Annotated in this window: 10 protein-coding genes and 3 pseudogenes; 8 read left to right on the top strand and 5 right to left on the bottom strand. The window is 68.1% G+C overall.

The window, feature by feature from the left end:
* On the top strand, window positions 1-249 hold a 249-nt coding region (locus AQJ27_RS46855; RefSeq protein ID WP_067384017.1), incomplete at its 5' end, for a transposase.
* A 311-nt stretch (window positions 250-560) separates the two neighbouring features.
* Here the strand turns inward: AQJ27_RS46855 and AQJ27_RS46850 are convergent.
* Window positions 561-1,241 (bottom strand): DUF6308 family protein, encoded by a 681-nt coding sequence (locus AQJ27_RS46850; protein WP_067384014.1) that lies wholly within the window; start codon window positions 1,239-1,241, stop codon window positions 561-563.
* A 169-nt stretch (window positions 1,242-1,410) separates the two neighbouring features.
* Window positions 1,411-2,631, bottom strand: a complete 1,221-nt coding sequence (locus AQJ27_RS46845) for a VWA domain-containing protein (protein WP_067384011.1) — start codon at window positions 2,629-2,631, stop codon at window positions 1,411-1,413.
* Between the two features lie 628 nt (window positions 2,632-3,259).
* Here AQJ27_RS46845 and AQJ27_RS46840 point away from each other — a divergent pair.
* Window positions 3,260-4,714: a TerD family protein gene (locus tag AQJ27_RS46840; protein ID WP_235613997.1), complete on the top strand. Its 1,455-nt coding sequence runs from the start codon at window positions 3,260-3,262 to the stop codon at window positions 4,712-4,714.
* Window positions 4,715-4,987: 273 nt separating this feature from the next.
* Here AQJ27_RS46840 and AQJ27_RS55245 read toward each other — a convergent pair whose 3' ends face one another.
* The 3 genes from AQJ27_RS55245 to AQJ27_RS46830 form a co-directional block, all read right to left on the bottom strand.
* Window positions 4,988-6,682: a serine/threonine protein kinase gene (locus tag AQJ27_RS55245; protein ID WP_268814653.1), complete on the bottom strand. Its 1,695-nt coding sequence runs from the start codon at window positions 6,680-6,682 to the stop codon at window positions 4,988-4,990.
* Between the two features lie 46 nt (window positions 6,683-6,728).
* The gene (locus AQJ27_RS57045; RefSeq protein ID WP_159064615.1) at window positions 6,729-6,986 is read right to left on the bottom strand and encodes a hypothetical protein; all 258 of its coding nucleotides are present in this window, start codon (window positions 6,984-6,986) and stop codon (window positions 6,729-6,731) included.
* Between the two features lie 315 nt (window positions 6,987-7,301).
* Window positions 7,302-8,942: a serine/threonine protein kinase gene (locus AQJ27_RS46830; RefSeq protein WP_067384002.1), complete on the bottom strand. Its 1,641-nt coding sequence runs from the start codon at window positions 8,940-8,942 to the stop codon at window positions 7,302-7,304.
* A gap of 523 nt (window positions 8,943-9,465) precedes the next feature.
* Between AQJ27_RS46830 and AQJ27_RS46825 the strand changes: the two genes are divergently transcribed.
* From AQJ27_RS46825 to AQJ27_RS46800, 6 genes and pseudogenes are all read left to right on the top strand, one after another.
* Complete coding sequence (locus AQJ27_RS46825; RefSeq protein WP_235613998.1) at window positions 9,466-10,050, top strand: transposase; 585 nt, start codon at window positions 9,466-9,468, stop codon at window positions 10,048-10,050.
* Between the two features lie 36 nt (window positions 10,051-10,086).
* Window positions 10,087-10,593 (top strand): annotated as a pseudogene (locus tag AQJ27_RS46820) (alpha/beta hydrolase); the annotation flags it as partial.
* 294 nt (window positions 10,594-10,887) lie between these two features.
* Window positions 10,888-11,302: pseudogene (locus AQJ27_RS53840) on the top strand (GGDEF domain-containing protein); the annotation flags it as partial.
* Window positions 11,303-11,409: 107 nt separating this feature from the next.
* Window positions 11,410-13,764: an FHA domain-containing protein gene (locus tag AQJ27_RS46810; RefSeq protein ID WP_067383992.1), complete on the top strand. Its 2,355-nt coding sequence runs from the start codon at window positions 11,410-11,412 to the stop codon at window positions 13,762-13,764.
* A gap of 394 nt (window positions 13,765-14,158) precedes the next feature.
* Window positions 14,159-15,058 carry a serine/threonine-protein kinase gene (locus tag AQJ27_RS46805; protein WP_079065819.1) on the top strand — a complete coding sequence of 300 codons (900 nt, stop codon included), beginning with the start codon at window positions 14,159-14,161 and terminating at the stop codon, window positions 15,056-15,058.
* Between the two features lie 67 nt (window positions 15,059-15,125).
* Window positions 15,126-15,588 (top strand): annotated as a pseudogene (locus tag AQJ27_RS46800) (helix-turn-helix domain-containing protein); the annotation flags it as partial.

Raw genomic sequence — 15,588 nt, 5'->3', positions numbered from 1 at the left:
GCCTACGACCACGACACATACCGCCGCCTGCTCTGGGCCCGCGGGATCCGCCCCGTGATCGCGAAACGAGGCCAGCCACACGGCTCCGGCCTGGGCATCTTCCGCTACGTCGTCGAGCGCACGATCGCCTGGCTCCACGGTTTCCGACGCCTTCGCATCCGCTGGGAACGACGCGACGACATCCACGAAGCATTCCTCGGGCTCGCCGCCTGCCTGATCACCCACCGCCACGTACAACGGCTTTGTTAGGACCAGTTAGTGCCCACAAGCGCTCGAGCGTGCTGCGGGCAAGGCCGTGGCGTTCTTCGAGGTCGGCGCGTGTGACCAGGCCTGCCGTGTTCTGCCGTTCTTGGTACCAGTGGTCCCATTCGGCCGCGTCCCAGACGAGCCCACGACCTGCTGTGCCGACCGCTTCCGGGTGGTCGGTCCACCGGCGGTTGCGATACCACTCTTCCAAGAGGATGAACAGCCGCCGACTGCCACCAAATGAAGCGAGAGGGTAGTGACGCATCGCCAGCGACCTGCATCGCTCTTCCCTGTCCAGGCCGACCGGGTGGTGTTCACTCCCAGACGCAGTTCGTCTCTCGATGCTCCGCGTGGTGCCGCATCCACAGCACGACGTCACAGGCCCGTAGCGCGCTGACAGTCTCGGGCACGCCGGCCAACTCGCGCAGCGCCAGCAGCTTGCGGTGGAGGGCGTAGTCATCGGCGCGCAACGCAGCATGCAAGGTGAGCCAGAAGGACTGGGGCCGACCGAAGATGCAACGAACAACCTGGTCATAGACGGGCAGAAGGCGTGGGCGCTTGCGGGCAAGGATTTTACCGGCCGTGACCCAGCCGATTCCGGTCTGGTCGTCGAGAAGGTGCCAGGCGCTGTCCGCTGGTGATCCAGGGGCCAGATCGGCAGCGTCGGCCTCGGCCATGTCAATGTCGGAGGGGATGCTGCTCAGCAGCTTGGACAGCTGTGTCCCCAGATCGCCTTCGAGAAGGTCCAGGGATGCCTGCGCGGGAATCTTGACCGACAAGGTCTGCACCGCGATGAGGTCATCGGCGGTCACTGCGTTGGCGACTGCGGGGCGGTCTCCCCCGCCGGCCAGGTGCTCGAACCGGCTTCCCGTAAAGGGCACAGCCTCTGGCTGCAGATCGATGCCGAAGTAGCGTCGGAGATCCGAGGATGCCTGGTCAGAGGTGATGAGGCTGTTCAGTCGGCGGGTGAACGGCGGCAGGTCGGGTGTGGACACGAGGCTACTCCGAGAGGCAGTTGTTGAGCGCGAGTGCGTGCTGGGCAGTGATCCTGCGGTGACAGTTCCATCGCTCTGGGTCTTCGACAGCCTTTGTGCGTAAAGGGGAAAGTGGCCATGGCTGGCCCCTCCGCGGGACTGGCCCACTCACTGAGCGGGTGATGCCGGTTCAAGGCCGCATCCAGGCGGCGAAGGCCTCAACGAGGCCGGCGTAGAACTGCTCTCCGGGCACGGATCCCGGGTTCTTGCTCGCGTCGTAGAAGGCAACGTTGGTGAAGGTAGCCGAGGCGGAGGCGTTGAGGTTCTTGTAGAACGCGAGCTTCCCGCGGCCGAACCCGACGAACAGCCAGAACACCCCGAGCGAGGCAGTGTTCTGGAGCAGGGAGCGGACCTCGGCTTTGTCCCAGGGTTCGTCGCCGACCTGGGCAACGATGAAGGCAGGATCAGCAGCTCCGGACTCCTGGTAGTGGCCTACCGCGCGGCGCATCGCCTCGGCGACGTCGCCCCAGCTCCAGTCGACCTGGGTGTGCAACTGCCCGATGCGGCCGCGGTAGTTGTCCAGCTGGATCTCCTCCAGGAACGGCTCCTTCCCGCTGGAGAAGATCACGGGCACGGTGCCGTCGTCGTCCAGGTTGGCCGACAGCGCCAGGACACGCTCGGCGAAGGCCTGCACCGCGAACGACTCGTACATCTCCTCCATGTGCCAGTCGTGATCCAGGATCAGGTAGACCGCCGCCCGCCGGTCTGCGATGCCTCGGTCCACGAGGGCCTGGCCGGCCTGACGTGCGGGAGCCAGCAGTCCGGGGGCCTGCCGCTCCACCTTCGACAAATCCACCACAGGCCGCGCAGAACCCGAAGTCCGGCGCGCCTGGGCCGGGACAAGTGCAGAGGATGCGACAGGCTGGTCGGGCTCGACATCGACGCCGTAGTCCGTGGCCAAACCAGCCAAGCCGGAGGCGTAGCCCTGCCCCACAGCGCGGATCTTCCATCCGCCGCCGCGCCGGTACAGTTCCGCCAGCACCACGACCGTCTCCCCCGACGTGAAATCCGGTGCGGTGAACAACAGAGCGGGCGAGCCTGACTGAGTGGCCGTCAACTGCGGCGCGTGTGTGAAGACGGCGCCCGGCTGCAGCGGATCAGCGCTCGCCACGACCACTACACGGTCCACTCCCGCTGGCACGCGCGCCAGGTCGGCGGTGACCGCCGAGTCGGCGATCGACACGCCGTCCTGGGCTGGATGGTTGTAGAAAACCAGGTCGTCGTCGCTGCGAACCTTGCCATCTGCTCCCAGCAGCAACGCCGAAACATCCGCAGCCAGACCCTGAACTGCCACCGACAACACCACCGGTGCCGCCACCAGTGCCGCGTTCTCCCCCTTGCGCAGCGACATCGTCTGCGTCCCCCTCTCCCTTGATCGCTAGGGGGGAACGGTAGACCCCTGATGCCCAACTGCCATCGTTTTGGACAGAATTCGTCCCGCTGACGCGAGTGGCGGGTGGGTGTCACCCGAACGTCGAACATGATCGTTCCTCGCTCGGCGAGACTCCTGAAGATGAGCTGCGTTGCGTCACTGCTGCTGCGAGGCATGTGGCAGTGCCACACTGTGTCCCCGGGTAGAGGGGTGGGCCATGGGATTCGGTTTCCGTGTCGGTGTTCCAGGGATGAGTGTGCGCGTCTCGACGCGCGGGGTGCGGACCTCGATCGGTCCGCGTGCGGCAAGGGTCAGTGTGGGCAGCGGCGGCGTCCGGGCGTCAACAGGTCTCGGCCCCTTCTACGCGTCGAGTTCCCTCAGCGGCAGCCGACGGCGGACCAGCACGCGTCGCACCGCGCGGCCCCGGTCGGTCGCGCCTTCAGCCACCCAGCTGGAACGGGCACGCCGTCAGGCAGAAAGAGCACAGCAGGAGGCGGAGCGCGATGCCGCCATCGCTCGGTTGCGAGAGCTGAGGCGGCAGACGACCAGCGTCCACCTGCAGACCTTCCCCGTCGCGCACCCGCCCTTGATCCCAGACGCTCCGCAATTGGGCCTGCCCTGGGCGCTCGCCGAGGCCCAGACCTTCCACCTCCAGGGGGTGGGGCGGCTGGCCCGTACCGAACGGGCTGCCGCCAAACGACGCGCGCAGCAGGATGCGCCCGCATACTTGGCCGCGGAGACAGCACGTCTGCATGCGGCCCGTGACCGGATGGCCTCCGAGGCCGAACAGTGGTGGCAGGCCCTGCTCGCCAACGACGAAGACACGGTCTGCGAGGCGGTGAACACCGCCTTCTCCGACAACCCGGCCGCCGGCTGCGCCGTCGGCATGGACGGCACTGCCCTGTCGGTCGTGATGCGGCAGCAGGACCTCGACTCGATGCCCACCCAGACACACGGCCTCACCTCCAGCGGGCGCCCAACCCTGAAGAACCTGACCAAACGCGATCGGATTCTGTGGTGGCTGACCGCCATGGGCTCCAACATCATCGCCACCCTCAAGGAAGGCTTCGCCACCGCCCCGGGCATCACGGCCATCGACCTCGCCGTCATGACGCGACTGCCCGACACCCAGCGCCTCGGCTTCGTCGCCTACGGCCGCTGGAGCCGTCAGGCGATCGAGTCCACGCCCTGGCGGGACCCCGAGGACGCCCTGCGCTTCCTGGACATCGGACAGGACGTCGCCTGCTCCGTCACCACCACCGCCTCCGGCAACCTCTCCAGCACGGTCAAACCGCTGGACACCACCCGCGTGCCCGGCCTGCAGGACCTGCTGGATCACGCCCAGGACGAGCCCGACACCGGCGATCTCTCCCTCGCCGCCCTCGACATCACCCTCGGGGCCAACACCCCGCCCGACGACCGGACCACGATCAGCAACCCATACCGGATCACACCGTTCACCGAGTGGAAGCACGGATCTGTTTCCGAGCCGCCTCCCGCGCCGATCCTCCCTCCCGTCACGCCGACCGTGCTCGTTCCCGGGCAGACCCTCGTCCTGCCCGAGGAAGCCTGGCAGGGGCTACGTATCGTCTTCCGCTTCGCCGGCGCGGACGCGGACCTCACGCTCTTCCTGATCGGGGGCGACGGCCGGGTGGCCGGCGATGAGGACTTCGTCTTCTACAACCAGCCCGCCACCGCCGACGGCGCCGCACGTCTCCTGGGCAAGCAGCAGGAAGGACCGCACACCGTCGAACGCGCCACCATCCATCTATCCGCCCTGCCCGAGCGGGTGCGGCGCGTCGCCGTCGCCATCAACATGGACGTTGACACCGGCCTGACCTGCGGATCCCTCACACACGCCGCCTTGGACATGGACTGCGTGACCGGCACCGCCTGGACGTTCCAGCCTCCCGCTGACCCGAACATCCGCGCCATGGTCATCGCCGAGCTGTACCGGCACACCGCCGACGGCCACCCCGTATGGAAGCTCCGCGCCCTCGGCCAAGGCTGGGCGGACGGCCTCGACGGACTCGCCCGCGCCTACGGCGTCGACGTCGAATGACTGTCGTTCATCGTCCAGTAGAACAGCCCGGCGCGTGCTCTCTTGCGGTCCAGGTCCGCCGAGGGGCGGATCATGCAAGCGACGCTGCCCTCATGAACGAGGAAGGGATTCCGTCCGACCGCACGGCGGATCCCCCGGGCCCAGAATCACCGCTGTGCGAGCCTGGCGCAGCTCAGCTCGGGTATCTCCTTGGCCAGACTTCCCCGAAGGACTCCTGACACCTGGCCGGCGCCCGCATCCTCTGGACAACCTAGAGGTCGTCTTAGGGGCGGACTACTGGTAGACCGTGGTGATCGGTGTGGAGACACTGGCGCCACTGTTGGGGGCGGAGTAGGAGATGGTCCACAGCGCTGCTGTCTTGTTCGGGTAGCCGTACAGATAGCCGCCGTTGTCGCATCCGTAGTTCAGCCGCTGCCCGGCAAGGGTGGAGGTACCGCCCCCGGTGAAGGAGCAGCGAGCTCCGTTGGACAGGACGAGGGTGATCGGTTCGACGTCGGGTCCGCCGGGCATGTGATCGTTGTTGCCGGGAAAGCCCTGCGGGACTGACAGTTCGACCATGCGGTTGGGGGCTCCGTCCAAGCACAGCGCGCTGGTGTCCTCGGGATTTGAGTCCGGGGAGAAACACGGGTCAAGGATTCGGTTACCGGCGCTGCAGCGCCAGGCGTCCGTGCGCATGGTGGACTCGGCGGTCCCGAAGCAGGAGCCGCTGGCCCGGCCGGTGATGGTGATGCCGCCCGCTGGCGTGCCGTCCGGGGACCAGGGACTGATCGTGACCACCTGCGTCTGAGTCGCCTGTACGGACGAGACCGCGGCGGCCGGGGTATGCGACGGGGCGGAGGCAGCGGGACGGCCGATGGGGGAGTTCGATGCCGCCGGTCCGGCAGCAGGGGTGGAGCGGGCAGCGGTCACCCGCAGGGGTTGGTCGCCGCGCGCTTGCGCATGGCCAGGCGCCAGCGCGAACCAGGTGCCCGTGGCCGACGCGGCGAACACCGCGGCCGCGATGACGGTAAGCCAGGCCCGGCTGATGGGACGGCGTGTCGCAGGAATGGGCCAGGCGGGGTCTTCGACGGTCGGGGGGTGCCACTGCTCGGCGAGCAGGTTCGGGACCTCGGTGGGCCGGTCGTAGAACGCGCCGAGGACCTGGGTCGCCTGCTCGCCGAGCAGTTCGACGGTCTTCTCCGCGACGGCGGAGGAGGAGGGTCGGTGGGCCGGGTCTTTGGCGAGGCACGACTCCACCACCCCGGCCAACTCGTCGGGGACGCCCGCGAGGTCCGGCTCGCCGTTGAGCACGCGGAAGGCGACGGCCTCGGCGTTGCCGGTGCCGAAGGGGTGGCGACCGGTGGCCGCGAAGGCGAGCAGCGCGCCCCAGGCGAAGACGTCCCCGGGCGGCCCGGCGGTACCGTCCCGGTAGTACTCGGGGCTGAGCCAGCCCGGGGTCCCCGTCAGCATGCCGGTGCGAGTGACCGCGGTGCCGTCGGCGACGTGGGCGATGCCGAAGTCCAGCACCCGCGGCCCGTCCGGGGCAAGGATCACATTCGCGGGCTTCAGGTCGCGGTGGACCACCCCGACGGCGTGCACGGCCGCCAGCGCCCCAGCGGCGCCTGCGGCGAACAGGTGCAGCTGGATCCCGGCCAGCGGCCCATGTGCCGCCGCATGCTGAGCGAGCGTCAGACCCGGAACGTAGGCGGTGGCCAGCCACGGGGTCTCCGCCTCGGGATCGGCCTCCAGCAGCGGCACCAGGCACGGGCCCGAAACCCGCCCCAGCACCTGCACCTCGCGGCGGAACCGCGCCCGGAACTGCTCATCCGCCGCCTGTCCGGCATGCACGACCTTCACCGCCACCCGCTCGCCCCGCTCCCCCACCGCGGCGTACACCGTGCCCATCCCACCCGCACCCAGCACCCCAACCACCCGGTAACGCCCGACCCGGACCGGATCCGAAGCACGACGAGCAGCAACCAGCGACACGAACAACAACCCCCGCCAAGAGCGAAATGTGTGCAAGATGTGAACCCTAGCGAGGATCGCTGACGCCGTAGGCCAGTTGGCGCCAGCTGAGATCCACCGGTGCCTTGCGTGCTCTCAGCTTCACCGTGGCGTGAAGTTGCTGAGCCAGTTCCATCGCGCGCTCTTCAAGTTGACGGAGTGTTGCTTCGGTCCGCCCGACGGCCGTCTGAACCCCTTGGCGTTCCTCCTCTCGCTGGCGGGCCTGCTGCTTGGCCGCTTGTGCCTCGCGCTGGGCCTGGGCGCCTCCTGCCCCCTTCGTCTTCAAGACGCTTCCCTCGAGGGGCCTGGTACTGGTGCCGTCTGGGCGGCCTGGCTTCGGCGGTGTCTTGCGTCCACGTGCTCTGGGGGATGCAGGGCCTGTGCGGGCGGATGTGCTGGCGACGGCGGCGGCCGTAGTGAAACCGACCCCACGATGCCGAAGTCCGCGAAGCCTTCCTTGATCGCCCGGACGGGGCCTAGGAGCACGGACTAGCGAACCGTCCACGACGGTAGACACAACGGTGTGTGGCATGCTCGGTCAGTGATCAGGAAGCCCGCTGACGCCAGGGTGCCGGCCTTCCGCGGTGCACACAGCGACGCGTCATTGCTTGTGGACGTCGGCCGCGACGATGGTGCCATTGCGAACGGTGTACGTGCCGGCGAAGAACCTATGCGTTCCGTCCGTCTGCAGCGCGTCGAGCCGCACGGCCACGGTGCCCCCGGAGACGGACTCGATGGTGACCGTATCGGAGACGGTGGTGGAGATGCCCTTGACGTAGGAATCGTAGGAGCCGCCCAGGTTCTTCCCCCCGAGGTCCCATGCGCGCGCGTAGTCCTTGGCGTTGATGGCAGCGAAGTAGTCCTTGACGACCTGCTGGGCAGGTGCGGCGGTGGTAGTCGGTGGGACTGATGTCGATGCGGGGCTGGATTGTGCCGGTGCCGGGGTCTCGCTGGCCTTGCTGGGAGGGTTTTGTGTAGCCGTGCGGGTGACGGTCCTCTGCGAGGTGACCGTGCTCTGCGAGGTGACCGTGCTCTGCGAGATGGCGGGCGCGGGCTGAGGGGTGTCTCGGGAGTCGCTGGTCATCACCACGGCTGCGCCGCCGCCCACCAGTGCCGCAGCTAGTGCGGCCCCGGCGATCAGCAGCGACTTGCGCCGCCTGCGCCGACCGTCGCCCGCGCCGACCGGATGGTCGTTGTGGTCGGTGGAGGGCACCCCTACGGTCGGCGGGGTGGCCGCCCGATTCTCGTCGTATGCCGCCGGGCCGGGCTCGGCTCGGTTGCCCAAACCCTGTGACGGCACCGGCGTGTGCGGTGTCGTCTGGGTCGGTTCCCGGGCGAAGCGCTCCTTGCCGACGCTGTCCGTCGGCGGCGCCACCTGCGTGGGCGGATGCTCCGCTGCCCTGGGCGCGGGTGCGCTCACCGGTAGCCCGGCCGCCACATCGCCCAGCATCCGCTGAGCCTGCTCAGCTGTGGCCCGCTCGTTTGGGTCCTTACGAAGCAGCGCTTCTATGACAGGGGCGAGCGGGCCCGCGTGCCGGGGTTCCGGAAGCTCCTCGGCGACCACCGCCTGCAAGGTGCTCATCGTCGTGGTGCGGCGGAACGGTGACTGCCCCTCCACCGCAGCGTACAGCGTCACGCCGAGCGACCACAGATCGGACTCCGGGCCCGGCCGGTGGCCCATGGCACGCTCCGGGGCGAGGTAGTCCGGCGAACCGACGACGTCGCCGGTGCGGGTCAGGCCGCTGGAGCCCCCCATGACGGCGATGCCGAAATCGGTGAGCACCACCCGGTCGCCGCGCTCAAGCAGCACGTTGGCGGGTTTGACGTCCCGGTGGAGAACCCCTAGCTGGTGCGCCCGGTCCAGCGCCGACAGTAACTGCGCTCCGAGTTTGGCCGCGTCTCGTGGCAGAAGTGTCCCCTCCGTGGCAATGACGTCGGCAAGTGATTGGCCGTCGATCAGCTCCATCACGATCCACGGTCGACTGTCCTCTTCCAGCACATCGAATACGGTGACGACCCCCGGGTGTTTGACCCGCGCCGCGGCCCGTGCCTCCTGCTCCATGCGGGCGTGCAGCACCGCGAGCTCTTCGCGCGGCAGGCCGCTGACCGTCAGCTCCTTCACCGCCACCTCACGGCTGAGCACCTGATCCTGCGCCCGCCACACGGTGCCCATCCCGCCGCGGCCGAGCTGTTCGACGAGGAGATACCGGCCGGCCAGCAGCCGTTGTGCATCGCCACTCATGGTGCTCCCGAGCCGTGGTCGGGCAGGCGTGGGCACCGTGCATATGGTGTACGCATCGTCATGGTTCCTCACTTCCGCCGTCATGCGGCCGAGGATCCCGCCTCTTTCCATGCTGTGCCGACTGCTCGGTGTTGTCGCGCCGAACCGGACCGCGAAGGCCATGCGTCAGAACAGAGTGCTCGTGATGATCCGGCGGATCGCGACCCCGCACGGCGTCGTCCGCACCGAGTCCGCCGTCCCGGCCGGGCGCGTTCGTACGCGACGATCGGGCAGTGGATCGCGAACGCACCGCAGTACGCGCCACGCCCGCGATTGTCTCCCCCTACGACACCTCGGCCCGCTGTGCCCGCCGCGGGCAGACCACCCGGTGGAGGGGATTCGTCGCTCACCTTACCGAGACCTGCGCATCCGGCGGCGCGAACGTGATCACGGATGTGGCTACCACCCCGGCCACTTCGAACGACGCCCAGAACCTGCCCGGCATCCACACGCGCGGGAACACCAGGTCACGGTCACCGGGCCATTGCCAGGCAACCCCACCCGCCAGCACCGCAAGAACGAGGGCTTCGGCCGGGACGACTTCCACATCGACTTCGACCGACGCCAGGTCACCTGCCCCCAGGGCCAGATCAGCGCGGGCTGGCACGGCCCCTACCCGACCTCTTCACCCACTGCGGCCCCACTGATTGTGGCCCGGTTCACCAAGGGCCAGTGCCAGCCCTGTCCAGTCCGCACCCGGTGCACCACCTCCCACCAAAGCGCCCGGAACGTGGGCTTTCCTCCGCGTGAACTCCGCGACCTGCAAGTCCGTGTCCGTGCCGAGCAGCAGACTCCCGACTGGAAGGCCCGCTACGCGGTCCGCTCCGGAGTGGAGAGCACCGTCAACGAGCTCGTCCACGGCCACGGCATGCGCCGCTGCCGCTACCGGGGGCAGCAGAAAACCCACCTACAGCATGTCTTCACGGCCATCGCCGTGAACATCGAGCGCCTCAGCGGCCTGCCGCCGACTGGCGAAGACCGCCCACCGCGGCGACCGACGGCCTTCCAGAACTTCCTGGACCGACACGGAATCCCCCGGCACAAGTCCTGGCGGACCGCCAGCAGCTGACACCGACAATTACAAGATCACCGACAGAGTGTCAAGCTAGAGGAAGCCGAGCAGGGGAAAACCGGAAACACGCTGCTGCTGCTCGCCGACTCGCTCACCGGTCGCGACTCCAAAGGCCACTACGACAATTCGGGGCCCGCTCAAATCGCGATCGACTGCGCGGACTTCCAGCAGCGCTGCACGGTCGACGACGTGAAGGCGAAGCTGCCCGAGTTCCGCAAGGCCTCCCCAGTCTTCGGTGAGTCCGGGGCCTGGTCCCTGCTGGAGTGCACCGACTGGCCAGTCAAGGGCGAGGCCAAGAACCCGCAAGTCGCCGCCAAAGGGTCAGCACCGATCCTCCTTGTCGGCAACACCGGTGACCCGGCCATCCCGTACGCCGGGACCCGGCGGATGGCCGATGAGCTCGGCAAGGGCGTCGGCATCGAACTCACCTACAAGGGGCAGGGACACGGAGCGTACGGCACCAACACCTGTGTGACGAAGGCGGTAAACGCCTATCTCCTCGACGGCAAGGTGCCGAAGGACGGTGTGGTCTGCATGTAGCGGCGGAGTCGCTCGAGCCGCTGCCGTTTCCAGCTGTGGTTTCACGGAAACAAGGCCGGCACTCACCCCCTCGACTTTCGGTGTTCTGACCGATCGTCATGCCAAGCATCCGCTGGCTGCGGCCCACGCCTCGTGGACGGCACGGATTTCAGCATCCCTCGGCTGACCAGCGGCGTTGGGCAAAAATCGGGCCGCGATCACCACCCGGCGGAGCTTGGCGAGCATGTCCGACAGTGACGGCTCGACGCGCACCGGCCAGCTGATGCAGGCCCGCATGAGGACGGCACCCTCTCGCACATACACCTCGAGCCGCCCGCTGACGATGCTGGTGACGGCGCCAAAGGCCTCGCTGTCCTCGTATGCGACCTCGACGGCTTCAAATCGATCAACGACCGCTTCAGACACCACACAGGCGACATGGTGCTCGTCGAAGTAGCGCAACGACTCACCAACGGGATCCCAGACGGGGACGTTGTTGGCCGTGTTGGCGGCAACGAGTTCGCCGTGCTCGCTGACGGGCTCACCCGGGCCGACGCCCAAGACCTCGCCCGGCGGCGGCGGAACGCGATCATCCCGCCCCGTCGGCGCCAGCTTCGGCATCGGCTGGGCACACTGTGGAATGACAGCGGATGAGGTGCTCAAGTCCGCCGACGAACAGATGTACGTCGAGAAACGGTCACGTCCCCGACAGCATCGGCGCACGGGATGACCCGCTGAGGCGAGCCGGATGGTGGAGGTTCGACACGAGGAGGCTGGTGGTGCGGGATAGCAGGTGCTGATCGAGCGCAGATGTGGATCACTCGGTAGAATTCCGGTATGGGGTCGCCCGGCGCGTCGACGGCGCCCGAACTCGTTCTTGAAACCGACACGGGCTCCACGGTGATGAGCCCGAGCCGGCAGTACCGCGTCGGGCGCGATCCGTCGAGCGACATCGTCATCGACGATGCCCGTGTCTCCTGGCACCATGCGTTGCTGCACGCCGAGACCGACCACTGGACGCTCGAGGACGAGGGCAGCAAGAACGGCACCTACGCCGACGGGCGCCGTATCCGTGTGAGGGGCGTCGGGCCGGGCAGCGTCATCCGCTTCGGCAATCCCGCCGACGGACCGCGCGCCGTTCTCGCCGCCTGTAGGAAGATTGGATCTGCCGCGGCGGCGAGCCCGCCCGAGGGGCCGTCTGCTGTCTTCAGGCCTTCGTCGACGGGAACCTTCCGCCTGCCGAGGACGGTGCAGCCTCGGCCGACGCGGACAGTGCGCATCGGCCGCGAGAGCGACAACGACCTCGTCATCGACGACTTGGTCGTCTCACGCCGCCACGCCGAGCTGCGGGCGCTGGGGGACGGGACGTACGAGATCGTCGACCTGGGCAGCCACAACGGCACCTTCCTCAACGGCTGGCCAGTCGACCACGCCCTCGTCGCTGAGGGAGACATTGTCGGCATTGGCCACTCCTCGTTCTGCCTGGTCGGCGACCAGCTCCAGGAGTACGTCGACACCGGCGAGGTGTCCCTCGACGTCCACGATCTGACGGTCGCGGTCGACCAGGGCCGCAAGACACTCCTGGACCGGGTCTCCTTCCCGGTCGGCGAGAAGTGCCTGCTCGCGGTCGTGGGCCCCAGCGGAGCGGGAAAATCCACGCTCCTCAACGCACTGACCGGGCTGCGCCCCGCCGACCACGGCACGGTGCTGTACGACGGCCGCGACCTCTACCGCGACTACGCCGAGCTGCGCCAGCGCATCGGCCTCGTCCCGCAGGACGACATCCTGCACACACAACTGACCGTACGCCGGGCCCTCGGCTACGCAGCCGAACTGCGCTTCCCCCAGGACACCGCCCCGACGGAACGGGAGGCGCGGGTCGACGAGGTCATCCGCGAGCTCGGCCTGCAGGAGCGCGCCGAGCAGCCCATCCACAGCCTGTCCGGCGGCCAGCGCAAGCGCGTCAGCGTGGCACTGGAGCTGCTGACCAAACCGTCGCTGCTCTTCCTCGACGAGCCGACGTCCGGACTCGACCCCGGCATGGACCGCTCCGTGATGAACATGCTGCGCGGCCTCGCCGACGACGGGCGGACGGTCATCGTCGCCACCCACAGTGTGCTGAGCCTCAAGGTCTGTGACCGGCTCCTCGTTCTCGCACCAGGTGGCAGGATCGCCTACTACGGGCCGCCCGAGGACGCCTTGGGGTTCTTCGGCTTCCCCGACTGGCCGGAGGCGTTCGAGGCGTTCGGGTCCGACCCCGGCCGGGACTGGGCTGGGGAGTACCAGCACTCGCCTCAGCACCAGCAGTACATCGCGGCTGCCGGCGCGCGGCCGCCCGCATGGCATGCCGCCGCACCGCGTGTGCCCGTGCCGCCTCCGCGGCGCCAGACCTGGACAGCGCAACTGGGGACGCTGGTGCGGCGCTACGCGGCCGCGCTCAGTGCCGACCGGACCTTCGTTGCCATCATGATCGCGCTGCCGTTCGTGATGGGCGCGATGGCCCGCGCTCTCGCCAAGGGCCGGCTGATCCAGGACTCGGCGACGAACGCGCTGCTCATCCTTTGTGTCGGCGCCGTACTGACCGGCGCGGCCAACGGGGTACGCGAACTGGTCAAGGAACGGGTGATCTATCAGCGAGAACGGGCCGTCGGGCTGTCCAGATCGGCGTATCTGATGTCCAAGGTCGTCGTCCTCGGGACGGTCACGGTGCTGCAGGCCGTGGTGCTCACCCTGGTGGGGCTGGTCGGCGTCGACCTGAACGCGCCGGGAGGCGAGGGGGTGCTCATGCCACCGTTGCTGGAGATCACGGTTGCCGTTGCCCTGCTGGCCTTCACCGCCATGATGCTCGGCCTCCTCGTCTCCGCCCTGGTGGAGAAGGAGGAGGTGACCATGCCCCTGCTGGTGTTTTTCGCCATCGTCCAAGTCGTGTTCTGCGGAGCACTTCTGAAGCTGCACGGTGTTCCCGTGATCGAACAGCTGGCCTGGCTGATCCCCTCCCGATGGGCGCTGGGAGCGATGGGGGGAACCGTCGAACTGTCCCGGATCATCCCTGACAAGGCTGATCCCCTCTTCCAGCACACCGCAGACGTCTGGCTGCTGAACATGGGCATGCTCGTCGTCCTCTCGGCCGTCTTCGGATACGCAGTCGCCCGCCTGCTGCGCCAGCACGAACCCGCCGTCATGCGCAAGTAGGAGCACCAGCGATGACCGCCGCGGTCCCCATCCCCCTTCGACGTACTGCTGCGAGTGTGGCCAGCTGACTGGCGATACGACGGCGGCCAGATCCTCTGTTCCAACGGCTGGTCCGACCGGGGCGACGGCTGGCTGAGTGGATGCAGCAGTAGCCGACCAGCGGAGTGGAACTCCCCCAGTGGTCGTTGGCGGCCTGGCAATTGCTGTCGCCGCCCACCCTGCGCGCAGCCGGTTGCAGCCGGACGCATGAACCCGCCCAACCCACGGCGCGCTACTCCAGGAAATGCGAGACCGCTCGGTTAGCTCTGTTCCATGGCCATCATGCTCTCCACGAAGACGGGCGACCGGCACTTGGTCCGGCTTCAACCACTTTCTCGTGTGGGCGGAGGGTTTCATGGCCGGAACAGATGATGCCGCCGGCCGGGTGATCGCCGGGCGCTACTGGCTAATGCGCAGCCTCGGAGCTGGCGGCATGGGACGCGTGTGGCTCGCCCATGACCAGGAGCTGGAGTGCGAGGTGGCGCTCAAGGAGCTCGCCATGCCGGCAGAGTTGTCCGAGCGTGACAGGAGCGCACGCATCGCCAGAGCCCGAGGCGAAGCGCGGCACTCCGCTCGGCTGCGCAACAACCCCCATGTGGTGACGGTGTACGACCTCGTGGTCGACAACGGCCTGCCGTGGATCGTCATGGAATACGTTCCCGGAGCGCGAGACCTCGAGGCAGTGGTAGGTGAGAGCGGACCCCTGTCACCGGCCGAAACTGCCAGGATCGGTCTGGCCCTCGTCGATGCGCTGGCCGCGGGCCACGAGTTGGGCATCCTGCACCGGGACGTCAAACCGTCCAACGTCCTGCTGACCACTCCCGAACCACAAGGCCCGCATGGCCAAGGGCTCACAAGAGCGCTGCTCTCTGACTACGGCATCTCACTCCAACAAGACGCCGACGAGCCACGACTCACCACCGCCTCCGGAATCATCGGAACCCCTGGTTTCCTGGCCCCGGAACGCGCGCGCGGCTCAGCGCCAACGCCCGCGTCAGACCTGTTTTCGCTCGGCTCCACGCTCTACTTCTCGGTCGAAGGCCACGGCCCCTTCGACCGCAGCTCCGCGGTAGCAACCCTCGCCGCGCTGCTCACAGAAGAGCCGACCCCACCCCGCCGGGCTGGCAACTTGGCCCCCGTTCTGCTGAAACTCCTCTCCAAAGAGCCCGCGAACAGACTCAGCGCAGACGACGCGGCACTCCTCTTCCGCCAGCTCACAAGCGAACCCTGCGGGTGCCGAAAACCCCATCCATGATCTGTGACCTGCAGATCCTCACGAACGGTCAGTGATCGTCGGATGGGTCGTGTCAGGCTGGTGGATCGTGCTGTTGCGACTGCCCTACCTCACCGTGTCAAGCGTGTTCGCCTTCATACGGCTGCTGCCGATGAGCGCTGTGGACAGGGACATCGAGATATTGACGCTGCGCCACCAGTTGGCTGTCCTACAGAGGCAGATCAACAGGCCGCGCGTCACCCCGGCGGACCGCGCCTTCCTGGCCGCGCTTCTCCACCAGCTCCCCAGACCCAAACTGCGGCAGCTGCACCTGATCGTCTCCCCGGACACGGTCCTGCGGTGGCACCGTGACCTCATGCGCCGTCGTCACGCCGAAGCCTCTCGTCGCAAGCGGTCCGGCAGGCCGCCAGCCCGTCGCTCCATCCAGGCCCTTGTCCTGCGCTTGGCCCGCGAGAACAGCTCCTGGAGGTACCGGCGCATCCATGGCGAACTCGCCGTGCTCGGCATCAAGGTCGCACCGTCCACGGTCTGGGAGATCCTGCGGGCGCACG

Origin of the sequence: Streptomyces olivochromogenes (assembly GCF_001514115.1) — a bacterium.
In the GTDB taxonomy this organism is placed as follows: Bacteria; Actinomycetota; Actinomycetes; order Streptomycetales; family Streptomycetaceae; genus Streptomyces; species Streptomyces olivochromogenes.
Note: the sequence above shows the minus strand (reverse complement) of the source record. Positions and strands in the feature narration are given on the sequence as shown.

Excerpts from the sequence above, each read along its gene's own strand:
- AQJ27_RS46805 (WP_079065819.1), top strand. The coding sequence starts at position 14,159 with ATGGCCGGAACAGATGATGCCGCCGGCCGGGTGATCGCCGGGCGCTAC.
- AQJ27_RS46830 (WP_067384002.1), bottom strand. The coding sequence starts at position 8,942 with ATGAGTGGCGATGCACAACGGCTGCTGGCCGGCCGGTATCTCCTCGTC.
- AQJ27_RS46845 (WP_067384011.1), bottom strand. The coding sequence starts at position 2,631 with ATGTCGCTGCGCAAGGGGGAGAACGCGGCACTGGTGGCGGCACCGGTG.
- AQJ27_RS46810 (WP_067383992.1), top strand. The coding sequence starts at position 11,410 with ATGGGGTCGCCCGGCGCGTCGACGGCGCCCGAACTCGTTCTTGAAACC.